The following is a 24,147-nucleotide window of genomic DNA, read 5'->3' as shown; positions in this document are numbered from 1 at the left end:
TCCCGAACCTGGTGTGGACCGGCTTGGCTTCGGCCAATGTCTAGGGGCCGATGAGGTGGAAGCGCGCGAAAATCCATCGGGGCTCGCGGCGAAGACGTTGTCCAGCCGCATGAGGAAGCCGGATATACGTCAGCAGTTGTGACCGACGATCTTGATCCAGCCGACCTGTTGCAATCGGGCGGGGTCCATATACGTTCCACATATGAGTCACGCCGCCATGGCTGGTTCATCCAGCATGGCGTAGTAGCGTTCCTCGGCTTCGGCCGGCGGGATGTTGCCGGCGGGCTCCAGTAGCCTGCGATTGTTGAACCAGTCGACCCATTCCAGCGTCGCGAACTCGACGGCCTCGAACGAGCGCCATGGTCCGCGTCGATGGATCACCTTGGCCTTGTAGAGACCATTGATCGTTTCGGCGAGAGCATTGTCGTAGCTGTCGCCGACGCTGCCAACCGAAGGCTCGACGCCGGCCTAGGCGGATTCAATCGGTCGTCGCAACAGTCTCGATCTTACCATTTGCCAGGACTTGGTCGAGCGCTTCTGCGGGCGGAACTCAAGGATCTCTTGATCCAGCCATATGGAGACATTGTCGAGAATCTGGGACTGCTGGGCTTCAGGAAGAGCAGTGTCGAACAACGAAAGAATAAGCTTTTCGGCATGCTTGTGCAAAGCGGCGTGAAAGCCTTGTTTCGAGCGGCCGCTGTCCTGGATCTCGTCCCCGACAGGAAGGCGAATGGGCAAGAGAGACAACGTCTGGCACCGGGCGAGGGAACCATTGTTGGCCAAGGTCCTGGCAATGCCTCGGGACAGTCAGAGGGCCATCATAGAAACCATCGTCGAAGACCATGAGAACTTAGACGAATGGATGCTGGTCACGCAAGGCAGCGCTGTTGGGTGGGGCGGGTTGCGCAATGTGGTCAATGCGACCACAGACGTGGCCGCATTCTTGGATCATCTCGCGGACGAGACCGATCTGTTGATGGGTGACGACGATCAGCGGACCCTCAGGTTCGCCAACCCTGACGAGAAGATCGAATACGCCCCCACTTGGTTTGCGCAATTCCTCGGACGGTCAGTTGGCGGCGTGGTACCAAAGGCCGCCTCTCGGCGCGCTTCGCAGCTGTCTGTGTCCGGGTTGCAGATGGCCCACCCCAGCGCATCCGCGACATGGGCGCTCAGCATCTGCCCGGCGAGGAGGTCTGGGTGATCGGCGAGCACCGCTCGACCGACGAGCGCAAATATACTACCTCTCCAACTCGCCCGCCGACACCCCGCTCAAGCAGATCGCAGGCACCATCAAGGCGCGCTGGCTCTGCGAACAGGCGCATCAGCAGCTCAAGGAGGAACTTGGCCTCGACCACTTCGAAGGGCGCTCATGGACGGGCCTGCACCGGCACGCGCTGATGACGATGATCGCTTACGCCTTCCTGGGCGGGAGGGGAAAAAGAATCCTCGGCCCGCCGCCTCAACCGCGTCTACCCGCCGTCAGGCAAGCCATCCTCACCGCGCTCGCGCAGCCGCCCCAATCCGTTGTCCCCACTGCCGCAGAACCCTCTCCGCTAAGAATCTGCCAAAGTAGTGCTAGCTGCCACAGCGCAATTGGTCGCATCAGTTCTCAGCGCGTAACTATACATTGACAATCTATTTTGCTACTATCAAATCTGGTGAAACGATATTGCGCACGCGTACAGTCTGTTCGTTTTTGGCAGCTCGAGTCACGACGTACGTGAAGTACTTTTCGACTCCAAGGGAGGGACAAAGAAACTTCTCCACAATGTCACTGTACCGGTCCATATCCGCAACCACCAACTTCAAATGGTAGTCAAATGTGCCCGTTATTTCATAACACTCGACCACTTCCGGAATGTTCTGCACGTGGCGCTCAAAGAATTCATACGTTCCGCGATTGTGTTTTGAGAGAATTACGTGGGCTAAGACGATCTGTACTCTCTGTAGTTTTTCAATAGCAATCTCTGCCGTGTAGCGACGGATAATCCCCGCTTTCTCGAGATGCTTGACCCGCTGCCAACAGGGCGAAACGGAGATGCCGACCAAACCGGCGAGGCTCGTAACAGGGAGTCGGCCGTTCTCCTGGAGTACATCAAGAATCCGGTAATCGATGCGATCGAGCTTGCTCATCTCGCCATCTTTATTCGACGATAGCGCCTTAGGCAATTCGACGGTAGCGCCGACGCGTTAACCCTGATCGTAAACGCTGCGCGTCTTGACGTCGAGGGTCAACCTCAAAAAGGGTCGGAATTCTTGCTTCTTACGGGAGGCAGGTCCCGTAAGCAGTAATCCTGTCCACCGGGTCCCAGGGAAAACGACCGCGCAACCGACACGTTATGTCCGGTTTGTCGAGAGGCGACACAGAGGTGTTCGGCTTCTATTCTTACTTAACCCGTTGAACAGCATTGCAAAAATTTCCTCTTCGGCTTTTTTTGCGCATTGGCATGAATTTTGAACCTCCTCGTGGCGAGCGGCAGGAACTGCCGTATTTCAGGTCATGAGTGACGTCGCGATTGATGGCACGAAGGCACCATCTGCAGCTCTGCCTGCTGGGACGCGGCTTAGAAGTTGCATTTTTTTGGGAACTAACTGGAGTTTTTCGCAGCGATGGACGAGGTTAGGATTTTGTCACCGACGGCGATCTTGGGATATGGCTTCCCGGAGGCGTCCTTCCAGGAAGGTCTCCGAAGAGACCCACACGTCATCGGGGTGGATGCGGGTTCGAGCGATTCCGGGCCATACTCCCTTGGGGCTGGGGACTCATTCACCGATCGAAACGCCGTGAAGCGCGATCTGCAGATTGTATTGAGGGCAGGGATTTCGCGGGGGATACCCGTCATTATCGGGTCGGCGGGCGGGGCGGGGGCCAGGCCGCATCTCAACTGGGCCGCCGACATTATTCGGGAGATCGCGTCCGAGGACGAGTTCAGTCTACGGTTCGCGACGATCGATTCCGAACTCGACCAACAAACCGTCAAGCTCGCCCTATGTGAAGGTAGAATTTCCTCCTTGGGCGGCTCCCCCGCACTAACGGAGCATGACATAAGGAAGAGCAAACACATCGTCGCGCAGCTTGGAATCGAGCCGATTGTCCGCGCGCTGAAGCTCGATGCCAATGTCGTTCTTGCAGGCCGCACGTATGATCCTTCCGTTTTCGCTGCGTTCCCTGTGATGCACGGATTTGATCTCGGGCTTTCGCTGCATCTGGGGAAGCTCCTTGAATGTGCAGCGATTGCCTGCACACCCGGCAGCGGCAGTGATTGCATGATTGGCACCCTTCGCCGAGATAGTTTCGAGCTGGAGCCGCTCAACCCGCTGCGAAAATGCACGGCCGCCTCTGTCGCGGCGCAATCGCTTTATGAAAAAAGCGATCCGTGCCACTTGCCGGGCCCGGGCGGCATCTTGGATCTGACCGACGCTCGCTTCGAACAAGTGAGCGACCGTTGCGTCCGGATCACCGGAAGCAAACATATCGAAACGGCGTATGCAGTAAAGCTTGAGGGTGCCAAGCGGGTGGGCCACCGCTATCTCTCCATCGCCGGGGTGCGCGATCCGGTTTTCATCGCACAGGCCGACACCATCATCGATGCTGTGCGGGAGCGCGTTGGCGACAACTTCAAAGACGTGAGCCCCAAGGACTACAGACTGATTTTCCGCGTCTACGGTCGCGATGGCGTCCCTGGCTCGGTCGAACCCATCCGCGAAGCGCCGCATGAGGTTAGCATTGTAATTGAGGCCGTGGCCGATACGGCGAAGCTGGCAAAATTGATCTGTGGTTTCGCTCGATCTACGATGCTTCATCTCGAATATCCCGAGAGAATCTCGACAGCGGGCAACCTCACCTTTCCCTATTCACCATCAGATCTCGATGCGGGAGAGGTATTTGAGTTTAGCATCTACCACCTGATGCAGGTCGACGACAGCACGATCTTTTTTCCGACCACCATAGAGAACATCGTCCACGCGCAAGGAGCAGCAAAGTAAGCGTTAGGCTGATCAATATCGCAACCTGCACGACTGGCAGGCAACTTAAATCAGCTTCGGATCCCACCGCTAACCGCTCCGATTCTCGCAAGTCGGAATCGGGTTCTGTCGCAAATCCTGACTGTGGTCACGAGGAGACGTTTTGACGCTATCATTCAGGCGGTACGATCGACCAATCGATTAAGTCGACGGCACGCTGAAGTATCGCCTCGGTCTGAGCAAGGCTGGGCGAAGCGGCGATGACATATCCCAAAGAGTCTCGCCAATCGCCTTTCCTGTCGATCGGCATCTTGGGTTTAGCATGTAATTTGACCTCGGCGACACCTGGTACACCAGCTGCCTGACTGTCGCCACCGATCCAATCGAGCGTGCCATCGCGATCAGGAATTAGGTTCCGCCAGGCCGCAATGTGCGAATGCCTTCTGCGCAAATCGCATTCATCGCCGATGACAAGCTTGATGTGCTCGGTGACGAGATCGACACCGTAAGCCAGCTGAACCGTTTGAGAACCGGCAGCAAGACGCGGATTGACTTCAATGACGACTGGGCCACGCTTCGTCAACCGGAGTTCGAGGCCCGTTGGCCCCCAGCCAAGGCCGAGCGCTTGCAAACAGCTCAGCGAAACATCCGCGATACGCTTATGCTCGTCATCAGTTAGTGGGGCTGGGAAGGTGCCCTCACGAAAGACGAAATGCGGCGGGGGGCCGAAGGCAGCGGCCTCAATCCCGATGATCTCATTTCCCATTGTATGAACTATATAATGGGGGCCTTGTGCGAATTCTTCGACCAGTATCCTCGGCGAAGCCCGCCATATGTGCTTCCCGCCCAACAGATAGGTCGTATGTTCGGCTAACTCGTCGACATTGCGGCACAATCGGACACCGCTGCTGCCGATGCCTACGGCTGGCTTAAGAATCACCGGCAGGCCGATCTCCGCGGCAGCGCTTTCTACGTCCGTCGCATTCGCTGCCAAGCGAAAAGCAGGTATAGGAACGCCGGCCTCGGCGAGGAGCTGACGTTGAGCGAATTTGTCGCAGCACCGTTCAACCGATGCGGGGTTCGGTCCCGGTAGATCGAAATGCCGGCAGAGCTTGCCAACTGTCGCATAGACAGACTCTCTGGCGGACGTAATGCCGACGATGTCATAGGTCGCACGCAACCGGGAACATTCGCGGATCAGCGCATCGAGATTGTCTGTATCAACACGGATAGCCTCTATGCCTTCTGCCGCAAGATAGTCGTACTCAGCTGGATCAGCCGACAGGGTAATTGGATGAAGACCAAGACGCTGGGTCGCTTGGACGTATAGCGGACCGTTGTTGCTTGTACCTTCAATCAAGATGAGCGCTCTTCTTGTCATTGGCTGTTAACCCCCGACGTTGCTGTGCGGCGGTCCGAGCGTGAATCGGCATCAGCTTCTTCAGCCGTGCTTGACCTCAGGCTTTGCGGTGACGCCGCCGTTAAACTGCTGCTGAACGTATCACTGCCCGCGATTTGGGGTCGTAAAGATTCTATAAATTTAGTTGAAGGACCCTGGCAACGTGGTTACGAGCGGTGTGGCACGGAGGGTCTCGACGAATTTCCGAAGGTTGCGAAGTTCAACGGCACCGCGTTAAGTCAGGGCATGAGGGCTCTTCGATTTTCTGGGAGTTCTCGATGTTCAAGGGCCGTCATTCGACCGATCAGTGATCCTGCAGTGCGGACGTTGGTATCCGAAGGAGGCCTAGGGCAAGCAGTGCCGCGATCTCGCGGTCGTCATGGGTTGCGCCAGAGCGCGGATTTCCTCGATGAAGGCCGGCGGATAGCGGAGCGAGTCGGCCCGGTTGGGCGACAGGCGGAATTCTACCGTCTCGGTCGCCCCGCCCTGCCAGCGGATGTGCAATTTGACCTGCTTTGGTGCCGGCCCCCTGGGCAACGGTAATATCCTTGATCGGCAGGCGCAGCATGCGCTTGCCGTCGCGCGGGCTGGTGGTCGGAGCGCACCACAGCCGCGGAAAGTCACGCCCGAGCTGCATGATTTGCTGCTTCTGTTCGGCGGTGACGGCGCGCAGTGTCTGACGTTCGAAGCCGGCCATCTCGGCTTCGAGGTCGAGCACCCACTGCAACGCGTCGTTCAAGCGTTCCAGGGTGGCGGCGATCAGGCGGTTGGCCGGATCGATGGCCTCGTAGCGCCGTTCGCCCAGATCAGCGTCGTACCGGGCGCGTTCGATCTGCCGCCGGCCATCGCGCCGCGATGGCCGCATCTCGTTCTTCCAGGCTCATCAGCGCCGCCGGTGCCAGTTCGATCGTCAGCGGCATCACAGCGGTCACCACACGCCGCGCTGATGGCGCTGTCGAGCCCGGTGTCGCCTATGCCGGCGAGGCGGGCCAGGACATGTTGCCGTCGCGGCTCAAACTGTGGCTGCGAAGGGACTTCGCCCTAGGCCTACGGTGTCGAAACTTCGCCGCCTCGACCATCGTCGGCAAGCGTCGCGCTCTGGAGCGAAGTCTGGACGACATCCTGGCCACATCGACATCGTGCGATCTGGCCCGCGACATCCAGAGCAAGTTCAGGCGGGCTCGTGATCAGCTTCTGACCTTCGCCAGTTGGCCGGATTGGTCGAGGCGACCAACAACTGATGTGAACGGGCGCTGAGACCCGCCGTCGTCCAACGCAAGATCACCAACGGCTATCGTGGAATGTGGGCCGCACAGGGCGAGGCCGACATTCGAACCGTCGTCGAGACCGCACGCCTCACCCCGGGCACGAACGTCTTCAAAATCATCCTTCAAACCGTCAGCGGCTGATATCGCCATGACTGAGCCCGCGACCTTGATCTTCCGAGCCTCTCTTCGGGCACGGCTTTATCGGGACATCGAGGTGTCGAGTTCGAGCACGCTAGCAGATCTGGCCGAAGCCATCGCAGCGGCTTTTGGCTTCGACATGGACCACGCCTACGGCTTCTATTCGAAGCTGACGGGAAAGCTGTTTGACTCGCCCCGGCGGTTTGAACTTTTCGCCGACATGGAGGGGCGGCTGCTCGCAGCGTAAAGCGCACACGCCTCATCCCCGCCTTCCAGAAGGTGGGATCGGCCATGACCTTCCTGTACGACTACGGTGACGAGTGGCGCTTTGGAACAGGGCAGCCGCAGCCCAATGCCAGCTACCCGCAAATCCTCAGCAAGATCGGCAAGACTCCCCCTCAGTACCCGGACATTGAGGACGAGTGACAAGGCATTGTGCCGCATTGAGCGGGTGACGGGGTGGGCAATTACCAGCGATCCGCTCAATGACCCGGCGCATACCCTGGCCGACGCGTCGACCTCACCGAAGAAGCGAACCCCTCCCCTCCCGGCCCGCGTCTGCAATCGCGATGGCGTTCCTCAGCTTGGCGACATCGATTCCGACAAATGCTTCCCTTTATTCCGACACGGCTCGTCCTGCTGTGGGGAGGATCGGCTCGGATCGCCCGAGCAACCCTCGGACGCGCAGTGCAGGGCGATCCGCCTCATCTGCAGAGGCGGATATACGGTCTTACGGACCATGCGCCAAGCAATTCGCCGTTCTCGCCACATGGCGATTGACCCTCGATCCCATCTCGCGTCCCAATTCTGCTCCTTGCAACAAACCGGTCGGAAGGACTCAACACTTTTATACGGATTGGCCAGAATGGGCCATTTGTTTCCTTGGCATCGAGACGAATGCTGCCCGAACAGCAAAACAAAAATAGGTCCAATGCCGCGAAGGACGGCAAAGGCTTTGGGTCATTCCGCTTCCGCCAGCGGATTCGGCAACTTATGCTCGACTCGGCCGTCACGATAGCGCTCCAGATGCATCCGGAGCACCGAGCGGGTCGGCCAGGGATCCTCAAGAAAAGCCGTGCGTTCCTCTAACCAGAATGCATCCGACAACATGCGCGGCCTCAACGCATCAAAAGCTGCCTCGGCTTCTTCCCGTAAGACGCGCCAAAAGCTCGTGCCCGTCAGCAGATACTGTTCTTTAAGGCATAGTGCGACCTCATGAAGATGGCAGATGAAGCAGGCATCGATCACCAATGAGCGCACAAGACTGATATCGTCACCTGTGGTGGATAACAGCTCCTTGCGACTGAAGGGCTTCAGGCTGTGCCCGCGTTCGTTGAATAGGGGGGGGAAAATGAAGCCGTCGCCGAAATCACGGATCAGTAGTTTTCGCGGACGGCCGGTTTCATCAAATAGGATGACGCTGTTTTGCTGATGCGCCTCAAAGGCAATTCCGTAAAGCAGATACATGCCGAGCGTCGGCCGGATGACGGTGCGCGCATATGCGTGGAAGAATGAAAGCACGGTGGTGTCGCATTCATCTCCGTTCCTGGCGATCAGTTCGCAAACGAGTGGACGACCGTCGATCGGACTTGGTGTCAACAGCGCAGCGACAGTAACTGGCAAAAGTCCGTCATCGCGTGCCAGGGTGTCGGCGTTGCGATAGACAACCGAAAGAAAGCGGCCTGGATGCTCGTCGCCCGTCTCGGGGTGATGAAAGATTGCGCCCAGCTCTTCGGTGAATATTTCCAAACTCTCGTAAAGATCCATTTCCGTGGATAGGATGTCGGAAACCAAGCTGCTGAGACGCGGTCCCATGTGAATCGACTTAGCCGGCAAAGTACGATGTTCGCTAGTCATCCAGATCGCAACCGGCAGCTTGATAAAGGGCCTCGGTTCCTGTGTGTCCGGCAGCATCGTGCGGAAGGACATAGACGGCAGCGTCAGGATGTCCGGGCCATCCGGGTCGAATACACCGGAAGCGATCTCGGACGCGAATTCACGGCGTACAAAATTCTCAAGGTGCCAGCTATGGACAGGCAGAGGAAGCCAGTCCTCTGGCGACTTTCGACGTCGCTTCAGACCTTCGGCCCAGTCGTGCCAGAGGTCGGGAAAATGTTGCGAGAACCAATCCGAATAGCTGCCGATGTGGGGCCTTTTCTCCACATAAACCCATTCCTTACGCAGCGCTGTGACGCGCACTCGCACACGAGCACCGAATTCTGGCGACAACGCTCTCACGTCCCTAGGTGAGAGGCCCGGCTTGGCCTTCGATGTCGGATAAAAGGGGTGACCTTCTAACGCGCCCCACTGATCGAGAGTCATGGCCGCCAGGTGCGGCGGCAGGCTCATAGTAAGATAGGCGAGCAACCCTGGCGCGCCTGCTTTAGCTATTCTCCCTCGTAGCGCGGCGCTCCAGTGCTCCCGATGGCTACGTGCCAGAACGTCGTTGCGCACACTGTTATCGATGTCGCGCAAAAGATTATCCAAGCCGTCCGGCGCAGGCGAAATCGGCAGGGCGGGCGCGACCTGACTTATTAGACTGGCGGGATCACAGATCCGGTGTCGGCCATGGGTTCCGTCTAGCACTTCGATGGGACCACGATTTTGCAATATTCCGGCAGGTGCGCGACGCAGGTCAGTGAAATGCAATACTCGGCGCGACTGCCAAAGGGGGAGCCAAGCTTGGTGGCCATCGCACGGCCACAATAATCCATCTCGTTCAAGAAGGCCCTCGGCGAACAGGCAGCGTACCAACCGGTTGAGCCCGTTGCGCGATGCATTCTTCCAAAGCTGCGCGTCGCGTGCCTGAGCTTCGCCTTTTGCCGCGGAAGGCATTCTCTCGTCCATTGGACTCCCTCTGATCAAGTACTTCGCAAATGCGCGCGGGGCGCTTTCTGCCACCCGCCGCCGGTAGCTCCTGCTGCCTCGATACAAGGAGAAGTCAAAAGTCGTGCCAACTGTGCAGAAGGAGCGTCATAAAAATGTTCCGCATAACATCCAAAGGCTTAATGAGAGTGCATCAGCAGCCAAGCCGAACGACCCGTGTCACGGACTCGACAAAACCGATGGGGTCGGTTCGGTTCCCCGGCAACAGTGGGCTGGATTCCTCCGAGTGAACACGCCTCTTAATTGCGGGTGATTATCAACCGGCGCGCGTGGTTCCCATTGCCGGGGTCATGGTGGTGTTCGGGTCTCTAGCACTTTCCGGTGCAGGTATGAGAATTGCTCGCGCAGCTTCCGCCTGGCGACGAGCATCGGGGCGATGATCGCGGCTAGATCGGGCGTGCCCCTAAAGGAGTTCGCGGATCCGATCCTCGAACTTAACGGTACCCACCACGCCGAGCTTGAGGCGGAAGTTGCCTAGCCCGCTTGATGCACGGCGATGAGCTTTCGGCGGCCTGAAGCGGCGATCTGGTTGCCTTTGCGGTGTGTTTTCCCAAGCCTCATCAGGCGCCGGCGGTGATCCTTCGTGATGGAAGGCGAGGGTTTGCAGGTTGAGGGCAGCGGGTTTGTTTCGGGACGTCTGCGCCCCATTGTTTATGTCGCGAGTTGCGGGATGCGACCGAGGACGATGCGCAGGATGCGCTGGTCCGGGCAGGATGTTGGCAGGTTCAGGCGGATTCGGGTTTTCATCTCGACCACGCGCGCGGCGATCTTGATGAGGCGCAGTCTATCGGCGTAAGCAACCAAATCCTACGTCATTTCAACCGCTTGCACCACATCCGCCAACGCCCATGAATTTTTCAGGCTACTAGCCGCGGACGTCATTGGCGATCGCCTTTTCCTCCAGCAGCTTGCGCGTCCTTAGAGGGCGTGGCGCTTCTGGCTCGTTAGCGTCCTTCACGCGCACGGAGTGAAACAGGATCGCGCCGGATGGCACACCACCGCCAGCCTCAACATGCCGCCCAACATCACGCCGATCTTCCTGCCCTCGCGTGCAACCGAATTGAACCCGGTCGAGAATGTCTGGCAGTACATGCGGCAGAACTGGCTCTCAAATCGCGTCTTCGACAGCTACGATGCCATTATCGACGCAGCATCCGATGCCTGGCACAAACTACTCGCCGCTCCCGAAACAATCACATCAATCGGGATGCGAGAATGGGCTTATGTCGGTCAAACCCAATGAATCTTGGTAAGTCCGGGCGGCGCGCCTACGCGCCGATTGACTCGGGCTGGCGGGAAGGGATTCCCGAATCGGCGGTTTCTGACTCGATCGAGCGATCCCGAAGCTGCCGCGCGGCTGAAGGCATGCCCAGCCGCATCAGGAAGCCGGATGTACGTCAGCAGATCGTGACCAACGATCCTTATCCAGCCGACCTGTTGCAATCGGGCGGGGTCCATATACATCCAATATACAGGTCTCGATCAGCGATGCGATGACCCTTTTTCGGTTCCTCGGCGCGCGCAACCTTCGGCGCGGCGAGACTAAGCATTGCCTAGGTTACGGCAGTCGTTGCACCGAAAGGGCTTCCGATCGCCAGGAATTCGCGACGGTCAATCGCCCCGGCGTTGGCGCTCTCGGCAATCGTCGTCACAAAATCGGGAATGCGGTCGCCACTGTCACTGACCATCATCTTTGATGTCTCCTATTGGGTTCCAGTCCCTGATACGCTGTTGCTTTCCGCGGCTCTCCTAGCCAATCATAGACGTTGGCCAGCGAGATAGGATCGAAAAGAATTTACGGCCGTCTCGGTATAATTCCGGCCAAAATCGGTAAATCTGGCTGCCGCGAGGATCAGCGATCGAGTGGCGCAGCGGTCAAGCCGATCAGATGGCTAAGCCCTTTGCTGTCCAATCCATCGAATGACAATGCCATCGCCTCCATCTCGTCGGCCCTGCCCTTACCGATCAGACCATCGGTGAAATTGACGTATTTGCTGTGGAACTCTTCCACGCTCATGGGATTGTCGCGATCGCCTTTCGGCGTGCGCGGCTCCGACATGATTTCACGACCGTCCTTGAGGTAAAGCGTCACGTCGGCCCAACGCTTGCCAACGCTGATGCGGGTATAGTGCTCGGTTTCGACGAGCTCGATGGCGTTGGAAATGCGGCGGATTTCCTCATCCTGCAGAACCTCCGGCAGAAGCTCCTGCGGCCCTATCTTGCCGCGCACGATCATTGTCGCGACAGGGAACGCGATCGAATAGCTCATCTCGTCCAGCGTCTTCGGATTGTGACCGGCAAGCCGAACGGCATAGTGGAATGTCTGAATACGGACATGGTTGATCTCCCTGCTGGAAAGGTTGTTGTCACGCATCAGGTCGCGCGCGGCATCGATTGATGGATGAGCCCAGCGACATACGGGATAGGGTTTGTATGAGGTGTCTTCAACGACGCGCCAAGCCTGTCCGAGATCGCGCCACCACGGCTCGGCGGCTTCTCCCTCGGCGGTGATTGCCGGTGCTCCGGTGAAGCCGAGTTCGGCCATATAGGCCGCCATAACGCCCGACGGCGCGCCCCAGCCGACGCCGTCGCGCAGCATGGTCGGGAAATCGATGCAGCGCATCATCTGGCTGCGGGGGCCGTGATATTCTGCGATGCCCGCCGCATGGCGCGTCTGCTCCTGGCTGAGCCCCAGGAGTCGGGAGACACCCGCCGCCACGCCGACCGCGGTCCACGCCCCGGAAGTATGGTAGTCGGAGACGGTGCCGTGAAGCGTCAGGCCGGCGCGGTAGGCAACCTCATAAGCGACGGCCAGCGCAACCATGAATTCTCTGCCCGAGATTGCGGCACCCGAGGCCCTGAGCGAATCGGCAACGGCGAGCAGCGCAGGAAACACCGCCGAACCGGCGTGACCCTTGCAGGGGCTGTTGTTGTCGTGGCCATCGATGGAATCGATGGTGAAGGCACCGGCAAAGGCCGCCCCCGCCGGGCTGACCGGGCGCCCGTCGAAGATCATCCTGGCCGCGCCGACTTCAGGTGACGAGCGCCAAAGCCGATCGGCGATCTTCCTGGTGATCGAAGAGATCTCCGTGGTCGAGCCCACCGCCGCGACACCGAGCGTGTCTGCAAAACTGCGCCTGAGGATGGCACGGACTTCTTCGGGAATGGCATCGTAGGTCAGGCTGCCGGCAAATTCCGAAAAGGTGGTCATGTTAAAAACCTCTCACAATTTCAATTCAACAGGCGCTGCCTGACGGTTCGCTTGCGATCCAAGGATCGCGGCGCAGCGGCTCGTATCCGGAAATGCCTTGAGCGAATAGCAGCCCTGGTGATGCGATCGACGTGCCGGATCTGGTCGTTGGTGAGTACCAGCGCTCGACCGCGATGCGGCGGCGATCTTCCTCTTCGGGGGCTGGGCGGCTTGACCATATAGCATACCCCGCCGCGCCTGTTGCGAGCAACGTGCGGATCAAAGTCTCGCCTCGATCAATCCGTCGTCGCCCGCCGGCGCCGACGCAAGGATGCGATCGAAGTAGGACCGACGACGTGGATTCGACATCTTCCTTCTGAAGCATCTGGACCCAGAACCGTCAAGACCGGCCTCCTGGATGACGATAATCGGACAGCGTCGTCCAGCTCTTGGCCGCGCTTTCTGAGCTGCGAAAACCCCACCAGCAGTCCGGCGACATCGCCGCTACGCACCGCGCGCTTAGAAATCCTTTTTCGGTTGCCCGGCGACAGCGAAGTGATCAGCCAGGCCGATCGGCTCAATTCCATCGAAACGAAAATTGTGTCAAGATCGGTGCAGATGGCGGTCGGTACTTCGGTTTGGTAAGCTGCTGTAGGCATTGTCGTCTCCAGAAGGGGGGTGAACAACTCCAATCTGTCAAGGAGCAGGCGCTATCCACCCACCGCTGGTATCTGACAGTCGCCGCTGCGGTCCACGGCCCTGTTCGTTCGTTCGGGGCAAAAAGCACTCCTGATGGTGGAAACAAGCACATTAATTCCGGCGACCAATTCTTCATCCAAGATCGTCAGCGGCGGCATTAGCTTGATGACCTCGTCGGATGGCCCGCACAATTCAATGATGAGTTTCCGCTTGTATGCTTCGGCTTTCACCTGAGCAGCCAGCTTGTTGTCGACGATGTCAAGCCCAAGCATCAGACCGCTTCCTTTAACAAGGTAGCCGAGAGGAATAGCGAATTCCGACAACATTGCTCTGGCAATCCCGCCCTTGCGCCGAATCTCGTTCTCAAAGCATTTGTCACGCCAATACTCTTGTAGGGCCGCAGTGGCCGTGACGAAAGCATGATTATTACCACGGAATGTACCATTGTGTTCACCAGGACACCAAAGGTCGACGTTTGGAGCAAGCAAGACTAGAGACATCGGAAGGCCGAAGCCCGAAATTGATTTCGCCATCAAGACAATGTCCGGACGAATATCGAAGGCCTCGAAGGCAAAAAACGGTCCTGTGCGGCCGCAGCCGGTTTGGATCTCATCGACGATTAGGAGCGCGCCATGGCATCGGGCAATCTGCTCGATTTTTTTGATCCAGCGCTGTGTCGGCACATTTATCCCGCCTTCGCCTTGCACAATCTCGAGAATGATTGCGGCTGGTCGGTCTATCCCGCCGGACGGGTCACTCAACTGTTTTCGCAGCGATTCAGCCGTATCGCAGTTGGGCCCAAGATAGCCATCGTACAGCGCGCGATGAACGCCGTGGAGCATGGAAGCGGATGCTCCTCGGTGGTAAGAATTCGCCGTAATGGCTAACGCACCGAGCGAACAGCCATGAAAAGCGTTGGTAAACGCGATGATGTTGGTGCGACCGGTCACCTTGCGTGCGAGCTTGACGGCAGCCTCTACAGCATTGGCACCAGTGGGGCCGGTGAACTGAATGCGATATTCAAGCGATCTTGGGCGCAAAATCAAGTCTTCGAATGTGCCGATAAACTCCTGCTTGGCGCGTGTGCGGAGGTCGAGCCCAAGAGCAATGCCGTCGTTCGCGATATAGTCTTGAAGGGCAGCCTGCATCACCTGGTCATTGTGCCCATAGTTTAATGATCCACACCCGGCTAAAAAGTCGAGGTACTTGTCATCGGTTTCGGCGATCAAATAACTCCCCTTCGCCCCGGCGAACATTGCTGGGTAGGAGCGACAATAGCTCCGAGCTTCCGATTCAATGTCCTCCCTCATAGCATTTTCTCCATGGGAGGTTTTGATTCGAGCTCTGTCGACTCAGCCGCGAGTTGAAACAGAGAAACCGCATACCACTGGTTCGAATCCGTCCAATGCTGAACCGATCGGAAGTTATACTCGATGAACACGTCATGGAACGCATGCAGATCAACCTTCCGCATGATCTCCGTCCTAATCATCTCTCCCTGTTCGAGTTGGAAGGAGAATTTCAGCTTTTGGAGATTGATTAATTGATCCTGCATTGCTTCCAGGTGACTCTCCATGCGATGAAGCGATTTATTATGAAATGCCACGTGTCGAAATTTGAATAGATCGAAGTCTCCACTGAAACGCCAGTTCAAATGTTGAAGAACACAAAGGTTGGTCAGAATAGCGGTCTGATTGTTGTATGCCGCTTCCAGGATTTCTGTTTCTTTGTCCAAATCTATCCCGACCAAGAAATAATCGCCGGGAGACAAGGCCGAGCGAGCCTCTAGGAGGAGATTATGCAATTCGTCATCGTGCATGTTCCCCATAGTGCTGCCGAGGCAAACTAAAAGCTTTGGACCAATGAGGTTGGCGGCTTGCGCGAGTCCGGTTTGGTAGGTCCCAACAATTCCTAAAAAGTCCAAATCCGATGTCACGGAGAGAATGTTTTCAGCCGCCCTCTCCAAGATCGAGTGATTGATGTCGACGGCAGCGTAAGAAGTTTGGCCGTAGGCCTTCACGTATGCATCAATTAAAAGCCTTGTTTTCTCGGCGTTTCCAGATCCGAGTTCAACGAGAGGAATAGGACCCGTGATGTCGGCGATCGACGTTGCGTGCTGGGTTAGTATCTCCTTTTCTGTTCTGAACAAGTAATATGTTTCCTCTTCACACAGACGTTCAAATAACCGTGATCCTGTATCGTCGTAGTAATAAATGGAGTTCACGGTGCGCGGTGGGGCCGATAGGGACGCCACCAATAGATCGCCCTTGAATAACGTTTCATCCGGAACGTCCGCGCCGATGATGTTATATTCATTGCGTTTGGCCACTGCGGCAGTGCCAGGACGGTGTTGCACCATAGAGATAGCTCCAATCAATAACGGCGTACTGGCGATGCGTAAGAAATGGCATGCTTATCGACGTTGTCACCAACGACATGAATTTCGGTCGGCAGCTCCCGCCGTTTCACGAAGGAGCTTCAAGAGTCGTGCCGATTGCGCCGGGGGAGCGTTAGAAAGTCTTTTCTGAGTTTTGTTCAATGACTTAAACGGGAGTGCAGCGGGCAGCCAGGCCGAGAACATTGTGTCGCGGAGTCGACAGACCCGACAGTAGGTGTCGATTGCCCGGCGTTTTCCCAGGAAAGGCGACGGGGTTAACAACGGCAATGACCTGCTACGGGTAATTTCCTCCAACTGAGATTAGAGTCCGGCCTCGTTTGAGCCGATACAATTCTTTGGACCGCCGGAAGGTGAGCGTGCCGGCGTGCCAGCGGCGGCCTATCTCACCTGCGTATGGCCGAGAAGGCGCTGACAACTCTGTGGTCCAGAAAGGCTACATTCCGGGCCCGCTCGGTCGACGGCCCTGGTCAAGGGCATCTGGGTCGCTGTCATCATTGCCGTCACCGTCAAACACAGACGTCCGGCACCGGGTGTGTGGCGTGGAGGCGCGGCCGCGTGGCATCAAGCTCGTCGCCTCCGACTCCCTGAGGGCATAAGGCGGCGGTTTCCCAAGTTCTGTGCTTCACACGTGCTGGTGCACTCCGCAGGAGCGTCCGCCGCGTCGTTTCCGCCTTCATTGGCAATGCAAGAGTCGGTCGTTTGGATGGCCTGGTTCGTAAATTCCATCCTCATCGACGATGACCGCGCCAACCAGGCCACAAAATTCGATCAGCGTGTGCCAGTCGCGTCCGTTGCGCGCTAGACGTGACACTTCGATTGCGAACACAGCACCGACGTGGCCTTCGCAGATCGCTGTCAGCAGTTCCTCGAAGCCCGGATGCCTGACACCCGAACCCGAGCGGCCAAGGTCGTCATCGATGACTGTCACATCCGTCCAGCCAAGAGCGCGGGCGCGCTCCGCAAGGCCATATTGACGCCGCCGGCTCTCACGATTGTTGGCAAGCAGGTCGACAGTCGATTGGCGGATGTAGATGAAGGCCGCGCGCCAGGTGTCAGCTGTGGTCTTCATCGTCGGCCTCAGTCGCTGCGGCGATGCCCCAGTGCTTCCGACAGCAGCGCGCTTACCAGCGGCACCAGCTTCGTTCGGACGTAGCTATCGGCAACCGGTGGGATCTTGAATACGAAGAGATCCAGTTGCGGCGAGTGGGTTGGCGATGCTTCATGCTTGCCCCCTCCTTCGCGACGGGAATCGTCGCGCAGGAGGCTTAGACGGGCATCAAGCTCCAGACGAAGTTCGCGCAGATGCGCCGCGGCAGACGGGGACGCGCCATCACAATCATCGCCTCCGCCTATCTTCCATCATCCAGATCGGCAGATGCACCAGGGTGCCGTCAGGCTGGCGAATGATCAAAGAGATCTCGTCACCACGGCGATTGCGCCCAGCGACAACAACCGTTTCCCGTAACGCGGATGAAATCCGTAACGGATAATCGTCTCGCCCGACTGATAGCGGGCATTATGACGTTGTTGCACCAAACGCTGGGGATTGTCATCAACAGGCGGCAGATTTCATCGTCGCGTGCCAGATTCCAAAATCTTCTTGTGCAGCTTGGTGAACTCTTCGCGCAGCATACGCGCGGTCAGCAAAGGCTGCATGATTTCGAAAAAGGTCAGGCCTGTCTTCGACGAGATCGTCAATCCACTCCTCGAATTGACCTTCCCAACCAGCCCGACGTTCAGGCCGAAATTGCCGCAACAATCTGTGAATGTCATTCTCGATGGCAATCGCCTTTTCCTGCAAGAGCTTGCGCGCGGTCAGTACCGCCCGGCGTTTCTGGCTTGTCGGTGTCTTCACTTGTACGGCCAATAGAGATGAGCCGTATCATCTGTGCAATACCCGTCCATCATTGCGATCCGTCTTATTCGGCTGTGCTTTCAGGAACGCCTTGACATGCCTGGTCTCGATGCGGTTCATCGGCAAACCTGCTTTGGCAAGCCCCTCAAATAACCATTGTGACAGTGGCCCTGCTTCAAGGGCCACCCGTTCCATCTGCCACTGCGGATCCTCTTCAGAACCGCGGCCAGATCATCCCGGGTGCGTGGCTACCTTATTTCCCGACTTGTCTCCCATCCGTGTTCCCGGCGATGTGACGCTTCAAGCGAGCAACCGAATGGATAGACTCGTCTTCGTGTTCGACCCGAATGTTCTCTCCGAAAGGCTTTTCGTTTTGGAGGCAATCTTCGGCAACCCTTACTTTGCCCGTGGTGCTAGTAGTATCTAAGAAAGGAGGAAGAAGATGCATTTTCAATGCGCCCACAGCTTTATCCAAGCATCGGATTTTCGCCTGCGAGAACATGACAGGCTTTCTCGTGTTTAGGCCTTCCTCCTCCGGGCAACGCACGGAGACCACGTGCTCGCTATAGCTAGAGTTCCGGTAGACAGATCTCGTTGATGTTGACAGCCATGGAAGGGAGAACTCCACGGAACTCGTCAATCATTCACCAAATAGAAGAACATAGGGGAAAGGTAAAATCCATGAGCAAGAACTATCGCATTCTCGATCTCATCCGGCGCAACTGCTCGCCGCTCGAAAACCACGGAGGTTGAGATGCAGTATTTTACTAAGCATGGCAAGCCCACGCCAAAGGCCCTCGACAGTCTCGTCGAGGAAGCAAAAAGAGGCGGGATGGACAGGCGCGAATTCCTGGCGCTTGCTTCCATCTTCGGTGCATCGACAGCTACGGCGTATTTGATGCTTAATGCAACGCCGCCGGCGTATGCTGAAGAAGCGGCTAAGAAAGGCGGAACTCTGCGAATTGCAGCGCAGATTGCTGGTCCGAGAGATCCGCGCGTAAACGAATATACATCAATAAGTAACATTTATCGACAATTCCTTGAAACTTTGGTCAAATATACCGATCGATACACGTTCGAGCCGCGTCTTCTCGAGAACTGGGACGTCAACGAGGATGCCACCGAATACACGCTACTCGTTCGCAAGGGCGTACAATGGAACAACGGAGACGACTTCAATGCCGACGACGTGATGTTTAATCTGTTGCGCTGGTGTGAAAAGGGCGTGCCTGGAAACTCAATGGCCGCGCGCATGGCCACGCTAGTTGATGATAAGACAGGCAAGGCGCTAGAAGGCGCCATCACCAAAGTTGACGATTATACGATCAAACTCAAGCTGCCCAAGCCTGATATTACGATCATTCCAGGACTTGCCGATTATCCCGCGCTGATTGTTCACCGCGATTATGAAAAGAACGGGTCGGATATCATTGCTCATCCGGTAGGCACCGGACCGTTTGAGCTGGTGTCGTGGGATGTCGGCCAAAAGGCCGTCGTGAAGCGTCGAACAAACGGAAGCTGGTGGGGCGGTGAAGCCAATCTGGACGAAGTGCAATTCATTGACTATGGCAGCGATCCTTCCACTGTTCTGAGCGCTTTTGAATCAGGCGAGATAGACGCGAACGCTGGGACGGCTGCGAGTAATGTCGCGTTGTATGATAGCCTCGGTTTGGTAAAGTCTGAGGCGAAAACGGCAACAACGATTGTGTGCCGCACACACGTAGCAAATAAGCCGTATGATGATCAACGGGTGCGCAATGCACTGCAGTTGGCGGTCGATAACGATGCTGTCCTGCAAATTTCCTACAACGGCTACGGCACCGTTGCGGCGAACTATCATGTCGCGCCTCTACACCCTGAACACTACCCAGTCCCGCAAAAGAAGCGGAACGTCGAAGCTGCCAGGCGCCTCATGGCCGAAGCTGGTCAGATGGACTTCGAACATGAAGTCATCAGTAGCGACACCGAATGGCTTAGAAACACCGGCGATGCCATTGCCGCGCAGTTTCACGAGGCCGGTTTCAAGGTCAAGCGTACGACTATTCCCGAAGCCAGTTACTGGAATGGGTGGTTAAAGTATCCACTTTCGATAACTAACTGGACCATGCGGCCGCTTGGGGTCCAGACCTTAGTGCTTGCCTATCGCAGTGGCGCGGCATGGAACGAGACGGGGTGGTCGAACCCGGAATTCGACAAAATACTGGACAGCGCGGTGACGGTGCCAGATCCACAAAAGCGCCAGGCGCTGATGCAGGACATTGAAACGCTACTGCAGGACTCCGGCGTTATAATTCAGCCCTATTGGACTTCTTTGTTCAGTCACTCCACGAAGAAAGTCAGGGGCTATTCGGCGCACCCGACAAGCGAGATTGAACTCAGTAAGGTCTGGCTCGATCCAGCCGCATAGTTTTTGGGCGCGCTAGGGTCCAGCCAGACGCGCAATCACCGCTTACATCTGTGCGAGTGGCAGCAGTTTTGGCTGGACGCCTGCGATAAGAGCCCATCTAGGAATTCAAAGAAAATGAGAAGCCGAGAACCTATGGCAGAATACGGATTGCGTGCATCTCTCGACAACGTGACGGAGGGCGTGGTCGATTTTGGCGGACAGTGCTATCCCGACGGCCGCGCATCGGATCCATGTGCCCTGGGCTGGATGCGCGGTGTGCCGCCGCCGGCAGACAAGCTCGTCACGTTGGAGGGCGGCACTGCCTGGGCCTTTCCGCAGTTACGCTGGTCGCTGTCGCACATGCGCGAGCTACGGCCGACCGTGAACGTCTCGCGCGGGCGGGGTGCACCATCGCCGCTCGATCGCAACGACAAGTCCACCGATATTGACGCGCTCACCTTCGCCGACGCGGATGGCCGTACCCATCGCTTTGACGAGGCGCTGTTCGAAACTTACACCGACGGCATCGTGGTGCTGCATCGCGGGCATATCGTTTATGAGCGCTACTTCGGCGCGCTCGAGTCGCACCTACCGCATTCGTGCCAGTCGATCTCTAAGTCGTACACGGGCACGCTCGCCGCGGCGTTAGTACACGAAGGCGTACTCGATGAGTGGAAGATGATCCCCTATTACGTGCCCGAATTGCGAGGCACTGGATGGGAAGATGCAACTATGCGCCAAGTCATGGATATGCAGACTGGCTTGTCCCACCCGGAGGACCAAACAAAGGGAGCGGAGGCGTATGGGCTTAGGTATGACTACCTCCGCACGGTGCGTAAGCAGGGCGCGCACGGTGTGTTCAGCTACATGACCGTCAACACGGACGTGTTGGCTTGGGTCTTGGCGCGCGTAACGGGTCACTCGTTTGCACGCCTGCTGCACGAGCGCCTATGGGTACCGCTCGGTTGCGAGGAAGACGGCTATATCGAGATCGATCCGGCCGGCATGCCAAGGGTCGGCAGCGGCCTGAACGCGACCCTGCGCGATCTCGCGCGCTTCGGCGAATTAATGCGGTGCGAAGGCGCCTCGAACGGAAAGCAACTCATTCCCGCGTCCGTCGTATACGACTTTCAAAAGGGCGACCACCCGGCTAAGCTCCAGCTGCCCTTCGGCTACACGTACCGCAGCCAATGGTGGGTGTCGCACAACGACCTTGATGCTCTCGAAGCTCGCGGCATGCACGGTCAACGCCTGTATGTCGCGCCGAAAGCGGAGATGGTTATCGCGCGCTTCGCGTCGCACCCCGCCGTCGACCCGATTATTGAAGCACAGATGCTGGCCGTGGGGCGGGCGTTGCGGGCGTAGCCTTCGTTCGTGGAATGCACGCCTCTTGGCCTTGCCGCATCAATCAAAGGCAAAAATGGCAGGAATGCCGAGTTGAATGGTTGGCGCTAAAGCTTAACGCCCGGCGGACGCTTCCTCACATCGCTGTACGTCGAGTCCTCGCCTGACTGGGGCAAAGGTGATGTGTGGTTCGCACCCCTTCTAGCCTCGCGAAGCGTGCGGCACTGCTCGTTGAACGCATGTCCATAGACGGAAAAGATAATGTCTCGAAAAGTCACCATCGATCGCCGCAGTGTTAATAAGCTTGAGGACGAGGTCACGATCAACATTGATAGGTGGGGAGTTCCCCACATCAATGCACAAAGCTTGCACGACCTATTCTTCGCTCAAGGTTGGAATGCAGCCCGTGATCGCCTTTGGCAGATTGATATTGCGCGAAAACGAGGTCTCGGTCTCCTGTCACGGGACTTTGGTCCCGGCTATCTCGAGCAAGACAGGGCAGCGCGTCTTTTTCTGTTTCGCGGAGACATGAATGCAGAATGGGCGGCATACGGTTCTGATTCCGAGGAGATATGCTCCGCGTTCGCGGATGGTATAAATTCCTATATAGACAGCTGCAATGACGGTTTGCTTGCATTGCCGCCCGAGTTCGCCCTCCTCGGCCACAGACCGGACTATTGGAAACCGGAAGATGTCGTTCGCGTGCGAACGCATTCGCTTACTCGAAACGCGATTTCGGAGCTTCTACGCTGCAAGGTCATCGCATTGGCAGGTCTCGAACATGGCACTCGCCTAGACAGTTTGAGACAGGAATTGTCCCCTGCGATAGCGCCACGACTAGCTGAGGGCTTTGACCCAGCCGTTGTGACTGATCGAGTGCTGCGTGATTATCGCCTGGCAATCAGTCCAGTTTCATTCTCAAGGGAGCGCCTCGCAGCCGGTCTTCAAGAAGCGAACCTCTGGACCAACGTCACACCGTTTGATGAGATTGCGAAGGCGCCATTTGAACAGGGCTCAAACAATTGGGCAATATCCGCAACAAAAACCACAACTGGACGCCCAATCCTTGCGTTAGATCCGCACCGGAGACACGTTCTCCCTTCAATCAGATATGTTGTACACCTGAGCATGCCCGGCCTCAATGTCATTGGAGCAGGGGAACCTATGTTGCCAGGAATTTCGATGGGCCATAACGGAACCGCCGCGTTCGGCCTGACTATCTTCGGCGCTGATCAGGAAGATATCTATGTGTACGACATGGGTCACGCTGGGAAAAATGAATACCGCTATAAAGAGGCTTGGGAACAAGTAAAAATCGTTAAGGAGAGCATTCCAGTTCACGGCTACCCGGACCAGGAGGTCGATCTTCGATTTACGCGCCATGGGCCGATTCTTTACCAAGTCGCTGAAGCCGACCGTGCTTTCGCGTTGAGAACTGTGTGGCAGAATCCCGGCATGGCTCCTTACATGTCGAGCTTGGCCGTTATGCGCGCAAAGACTCATGCGGAATACATTTCCGCCTTAGCATCCTGGGGTTGCCCCTCGGTTAATCATATTTATGCGGACACTTCGAATACAATTGCTTGGAAGCCGTCAGGCGCGGCCCCGATTCGAAGAAACTGGGACGGCTTGCTACCAGTTCCTGGAGACGGCCGATTTGAATGGGACGGATATTTGCCGCCAGATAACAACCCCTTCGAGACAAACCCAGTAAAAGGTTTCGTTGCGACTGCCAATGCAATGAATGTGCCGGAAGAGTGGAGCAGATTGCAGCCTGCTTTTGGTTACGAGTGGTCCGACAGCAGCAGACATGATACCCTTCATTCAGCGCTTTCACAGCCAGAGAAAATCTCTCTTCAAGACTGTATGTCGCTGCAGTGTTCAGTTTATTCACCAATCGCAGCCCGTATTGTCGCGCGACTGCGAACCCTCCACTCGAGCCGGGAGACCCCCGAGGTTCAATTGCTTTCTAACTGGGACGGGCATTTAGGCGCGGGATCCGCGCCCGCTGCCTTTTTCGAAGTTTGGCTTAGCAAGTATCTTGGGCCGACAATAGCTCGATTGGAGGGTGCCGATGATCATATACTGGCGCTCCTGATGCCATTAGAGCCTTCAGCCGTAGCTTCTTGGCTCGAACAGGTACAGCCGAATGAAAGCCTGACTGACTCTATAAAGGCAAGCTTGGCTTCCGCCTGGAGTGAATGCATTGCAGTCATGGGGCATGACCCTGCAGAATGGTCATGGGGTAGAATTCATAGACTTACCTTACGCCACCCTCTACAAGACTTAACAACTGAAGAATGGTCATTGGAGCCAATCGCGGTTGGCGGTAGTGGCTCTACTCTGAATTATTCAAGTTATCGGCAGGACGAGTTCTCCGTCACCACAGGACCGTCGGTGCGTATGATTATAGATGTCGGAGCATGGGACAAAAGTGTTTTCATTAACAGTCCTGGCCAGTCCGGCGTTCCGCTCTCCAGCCATTATCAAGATCTAGCTCTAGACTGGCAGCGAGGTGACTATAAGCCGCTGCTGTATTCTGGAGAGCTAATTCAACGAGACCTTGACCATAGTATCATTATAACTCCGGCATAACATAACGGGGTGCATAAATG

General features: G+C 56.9%; 19 protein-coding genes and 6 pseudogenes. 9 read left to right on the top strand and 16 right to left on the bottom strand.

Going from position 1 to position 24,147, the window contains the following annotated elements; translation table 11 throughout:
* Positions 1-207: 207 nt before the first annotated feature.
* Positions 208-468 (bottom strand): annotated as a pseudogene (locus tag ACFOJ9_RS30855) (integrase core domain-containing protein); the annotation flags it as partial.
* Positions 469-738 (bottom strand): hypothetical protein, encoded by a 270-nt coding sequence (locus tag ACFOJ9_RS30850; protein WP_378984706.1) that lies wholly within the window; start codon positions 736-738, stop codon positions 469-471. It lies immediately after the preceding pseudogene.
* A gap of 324 nt (positions 739-1,062) precedes the next feature.
* On the opposite strand from ACFOJ9_RS30850, the pseudogene ACFOJ9_RS30845 reads away from it, so the two are divergent.
* Positions 1,063-1,576: pseudogene (locus tag ACFOJ9_RS30845) on the top strand (transposase); the annotation flags it as partial.
* A 62-nt stretch (positions 1,577-1,638) separates the two neighbouring features.
* On the opposite strand, the gene ACFOJ9_RS30840 reads toward ACFOJ9_RS30845, so the two are convergent.
* On the bottom strand, positions 1,639-2,136 hold the full coding sequence (locus tag ACFOJ9_RS30840) for an Lrp/AsnC family transcriptional regulator (RefSeq protein ID WP_378984704.1): 498 nt from the start codon (positions 2,134-2,136) through the stop codon (positions 1,639-1,641).
* Positions 2,137-2,787: 651 nt separating this feature from the next.
* Between ACFOJ9_RS30840 and ACFOJ9_RS30835 the strand changes: the two genes are divergently transcribed.
* Entirely contained in the window at positions 2,788-3,990 is a 1,203-nt protein-coding gene (locus ACFOJ9_RS30835) for an acyclic terpene utilization AtuA family protein (RefSeq protein ID WP_378984702.1), read from the top strand.
* Between the two features lie 151 nt (positions 3,991-4,141).
* On the opposite strand, the gene ACFOJ9_RS30830 is transcribed toward ACFOJ9_RS30835, so the two are convergent.
* Positions 4,142-5,350, bottom strand: a complete 1,209-nt coding sequence (locus ACFOJ9_RS30830) for an ATP-grasp domain-containing protein (protein WP_378984700.1) — start codon at positions 5,348-5,350, stop codon at positions 4,142-4,144.
* A 322-nt stretch (positions 5,351-5,672) separates the two neighbouring features.
* The gene (locus ACFOJ9_RS30825) at positions 5,673-6,233 is read right to left on the bottom strand and encodes a hypothetical protein (RefSeq protein ID WP_378984698.1); all 561 of its coding nucleotides are present in this window, start codon (positions 6,231-6,233) and stop codon (positions 5,673-5,675) included.
* A gap of 101 nt (positions 6,234-6,334) precedes the next feature.
* Here ACFOJ9_RS30825 and ACFOJ9_RS30820 point away from each other — a divergent pair.
* The 3 genes and pseudogenes from ACFOJ9_RS30820 to ACFOJ9_RS30810 form a co-directional block, all read left to right on the top strand.
* Positions 6,335-6,777, top strand: a pseudogene (locus tag ACFOJ9_RS30820) (IS66 family transposase); the annotation flags it as partial.
* A gap of 7 nt (positions 6,778-6,784) precedes the next feature.
* On the top strand, positions 6,785-7,021 hold the full coding sequence (locus ACFOJ9_RS30815; protein ID WP_378984696.1) for a hypothetical protein: 237 nt from the start codon (positions 6,785-6,787) through the stop codon (positions 7,019-7,021).
* Positions 7,022-7,065: 44 nt separating this feature from the next.
* The gene (locus ACFOJ9_RS30810; protein ID WP_378984694.1) at positions 7,066-7,200 is read left to right on the top strand and encodes a hypothetical protein; all 135 of its coding nucleotides are present in this window, start codon (positions 7,066-7,068) and stop codon (positions 7,198-7,200) included.
* Positions 7,201-7,243: 43 nt separating this feature from the next.
* Here ACFOJ9_RS30810 and ACFOJ9_RS30805 read toward each other — a convergent pair.
* From ACFOJ9_RS30805 to ACFOJ9_RS30795, 3 genes and pseudogenes are all read right to left on the bottom strand, one after another.
* Positions 7,244-7,372: pseudogene (locus ACFOJ9_RS30805) on the bottom strand (IS110 family transposase); the annotation flags it as partial.
* Between the two features lie 362 nt (positions 7,373-7,734).
* The gene (locus tag ACFOJ9_RS30800) at positions 7,735-9,621 is read right to left on the bottom strand and encodes an IucA/IucC family protein (protein WP_378984692.1); all 1,887 of its coding nucleotides are present in this window, start codon (positions 9,619-9,621) and stop codon (positions 7,735-7,737) included.
* Positions 9,622-10,311: 690 nt separating this feature from the next.
* Positions 10,312-10,446: pseudogene (locus ACFOJ9_RS30795) on the bottom strand (transposase); the annotation flags it as partial.
* 190 nt (positions 10,447-10,636) lie between these two features.
* Between ACFOJ9_RS30795 and ACFOJ9_RS30790 the strand changes: the two are divergent.
* Positions 10,637-10,903: pseudogene (locus ACFOJ9_RS30790) on the top strand (transposase); the annotation flags it as partial.
* Positions 10,904-11,213: 310 nt separating this feature from the next.
* Here ACFOJ9_RS30790 and ACFOJ9_RS30785 read toward each other — a convergent pair.
* The 8 genes from ACFOJ9_RS30785 to ACFOJ9_RS30750 all read right to left on the bottom strand — a co-directional run bounded on the left by ACFOJ9_RS30785 (position 11,214) and on the right by ACFOJ9_RS30750 (position 17,997).
* On the bottom strand, positions 11,214-11,351 hold the full coding sequence (locus ACFOJ9_RS30785) for a hypothetical protein (protein ID WP_378984690.1): 138 nt from the start codon (positions 11,349-11,351) through the stop codon (positions 11,214-11,216).
* A gap of 161 nt (positions 11,352-11,512) precedes the next feature.
* The gene (locus ACFOJ9_RS30780) at positions 11,513-12,871 is read right to left on the bottom strand and encodes an MmgE/PrpD family protein (protein WP_378984688.1); all 1,359 of its coding nucleotides are present in this window, start codon (positions 12,869-12,871) and stop codon (positions 11,513-11,515) included.
* A 275-nt stretch (positions 12,872-13,146) separates the two neighbouring features.
* Positions 13,147-13,509: a hypothetical protein gene (locus ACFOJ9_RS30775; protein ID WP_378984687.1), complete on the bottom strand. Its 363-nt coding sequence runs from the start codon at positions 13,507-13,509 to the stop codon at positions 13,147-13,149.
* A 51-nt stretch (positions 13,510-13,560) separates the two neighbouring features.
* Positions 13,561-14,859, bottom strand: coding sequence for a diaminobutyrate--2-oxoglutarate transaminase (ectB, locus tag ACFOJ9_RS30770; RefSeq protein WP_378984685.1), 1,299 nt, complete (start codon positions 14,857-14,859; stop codon positions 13,561-13,563).
* The gene (locus ACFOJ9_RS30765; protein WP_378984683.1) at positions 14,856-15,908 is read right to left on the bottom strand and encodes an L-histidine N(alpha)-methyltransferase; all 1,053 of its coding nucleotides are present in this window, start codon (positions 15,906-15,908) and stop codon (positions 14,856-14,858) included. The genes ectB and ACFOJ9_RS30765 overlap by 4 nt, the downstream gene beginning before the upstream one ends.
* A 712-nt stretch (positions 15,909-16,620) precedes the next feature.
* Positions 16,621-17,016 (bottom strand): recombinase family protein, encoded by a 396-nt coding sequence (locus ACFOJ9_RS30760; protein ID WP_378984681.1) that lies wholly within the window; start codon positions 17,014-17,016, stop codon positions 16,621-16,623.
* A gap of 483 nt (positions 17,017-17,499) precedes the next feature.
* Positions 17,500-17,802 (bottom strand): hypothetical protein, encoded by a 303-nt coding sequence (locus ACFOJ9_RS30755; protein WP_378984679.1) that lies wholly within the window; start codon positions 17,800-17,802, stop codon positions 17,500-17,502.
* A gap of 27 nt (positions 17,803-17,829) precedes the next feature.
* Positions 17,830-17,997, bottom strand: coding sequence for a hypothetical protein (locus ACFOJ9_RS30750; protein WP_378984677.1), 168 nt, complete (start codon positions 17,995-17,997; stop codon positions 17,830-17,832).
* A gap of 559 nt (positions 17,998-18,556) precedes the next feature.
* Between ACFOJ9_RS30750 and ACFOJ9_RS30745 the strand changes: the two genes are divergently transcribed.
* From ACFOJ9_RS30745 to ACFOJ9_RS30735, 3 genes are all read left to right on the top strand, one after another.
* Positions 18,557-20,209, top strand: a complete 1,653-nt coding sequence (locus ACFOJ9_RS30745; RefSeq protein ID WP_378984675.1) for an ABC transporter substrate-binding protein — start codon at positions 18,557-18,559, stop codon at positions 20,207-20,209.
* Between the two features lie 132 nt (positions 20,210-20,341).
* Positions 20,342-21,553, top strand: coding sequence for a serine hydrolase domain-containing protein (locus tag ACFOJ9_RS30740; RefSeq protein WP_378984673.1), 1,212 nt, complete (start codon positions 20,342-20,344; stop codon positions 21,551-21,553).
* A 240-nt stretch (positions 21,554-21,793) separates the two neighbouring features.
* A complete protein-coding gene (locus ACFOJ9_RS30735) occupies positions 21,794-24,127 on the top strand; it encodes a penicillin acylase family protein (RefSeq protein ID WP_378984671.1) in 2,334 nt (777 codons plus the stop codon).
* Positions 24,128-24,147 lie beyond the last annotated feature (20 nt).

The sequence above is a fragment of the Mesorhizobium cantuariense genome, from assembly GCF_042647205.1.
Classification (GTDB): Bacteria; Pseudomonadota; Alphaproteobacteria; order Rhizobiales; family Rhizobiaceae; genus Mesorhizobium; species Mesorhizobium cantuariense.
Note: the sequence above shows the minus strand (reverse complement) of the source record. Positions and strands in the feature narration are given on the sequence as shown.

Excerpts from the sequence above, each read along its gene's own strand:
- ACFOJ9_RS30775 (WP_378984687.1), bottom strand. The coding sequence starts at position 13,509 with ATGCCTACAGCAGCTTACCAAACCGAAGTACCGACCGCCATCTGCACC.
- ACFOJ9_RS30815 (WP_378984696.1), top strand. The coding sequence starts at position 6,785 with ATGACTGAGCCCGCGACCTTGATCTTCCGAGCCTCTCTTCGGGCACGG.
- ACFOJ9_RS30825 (WP_378984698.1), bottom strand. The coding sequence starts at position 6,233 with ATGCGGCCATCGCGGCGCGATGGCCGGCGGCAGATCGAACGCGCCCGG.
- ACFOJ9_RS30800 (WP_378984692.1), bottom strand. The coding sequence starts at position 9,621 with ATGGACGAGAGAATGCCTTCCGCGGCAAAAGGCGAAGCTCAGGCACGC.
- ACFOJ9_RS30750 (WP_378984677.1), bottom strand. The coding sequence starts at position 17,997 with ATGGAACGGGTGGCCCTTGAAGCAGGGCCACTGTCACAATGGTTATTT.
- ACFOJ9_RS30735 (WP_378984671.1), top strand. The coding sequence starts at position 21,794 with ATGTCTCGAAAAGTCACCATCGATCGCCGCAGTGTTAATAAGCTTGAG.
- ACFOJ9_RS30830 (WP_378984700.1), bottom strand. The coding sequence starts at position 5,350 with ATGACAAGAAGAGCGCTCATCTTGATTGAAGGTACAAGCAACAACGGT.
- ectB (WP_378984685.1), bottom strand. The coding sequence starts at position 14,859 with ATGAGGGAGGACATTGAATCGGAAGCTCGGAGCTATTGTCGCTCCTAC.
- ACFOJ9_RS30780 (WP_378984688.1), bottom strand. The coding sequence starts at position 12,871 with ATGACCACCTTTTCGGAATTTGCCGGCAGCCTGACCTACGATGCCATT.
- ACFOJ9_RS30745 (WP_378984675.1), top strand. The coding sequence starts at position 18,557 with ATGCAGTATTTTACTAAGCATGGCAAGCCCACGCCAAAGGCCCTCGAC.
- ACFOJ9_RS30765 (WP_378984683.1), bottom strand. The coding sequence starts at position 15,908 with ATGGTGCAACACCGTCCTGGCACTGCCGCAGTGGCCAAACGCAATGAA.
- ACFOJ9_RS30760 (WP_378984681.1), bottom strand. The coding sequence starts at position 17,016 with ATGAAGACCACAGCTGACACCTGGCGCGCGGCCTTCATCTACATCCGC.
- ACFOJ9_RS30785 (WP_378984690.1), bottom strand. The coding sequence starts at position 11,351 with ATGATGGTCAGTGACAGTGGCGACCGCATTCCCGATTTTGTGACGACG.
- ACFOJ9_RS30740 (WP_378984673.1), top strand. The coding sequence starts at position 20,342 with ATGGCAGAATACGGATTGCGTGCATCTCTCGACAACGTGACGGAGGGC.
- ACFOJ9_RS30810 (WP_378984694.1), top strand. The coding sequence starts at position 7,066 with ATGACCTTCCTGTACGACTACGGTGACGAGTGGCGCTTTGGAACAGGG.
- ACFOJ9_RS30840 (WP_378984704.1), bottom strand. The coding sequence starts at position 2,136 with ATGAGCAAGCTCGATCGCATCGATTACCGGATTCTTGATGTACTCCAG.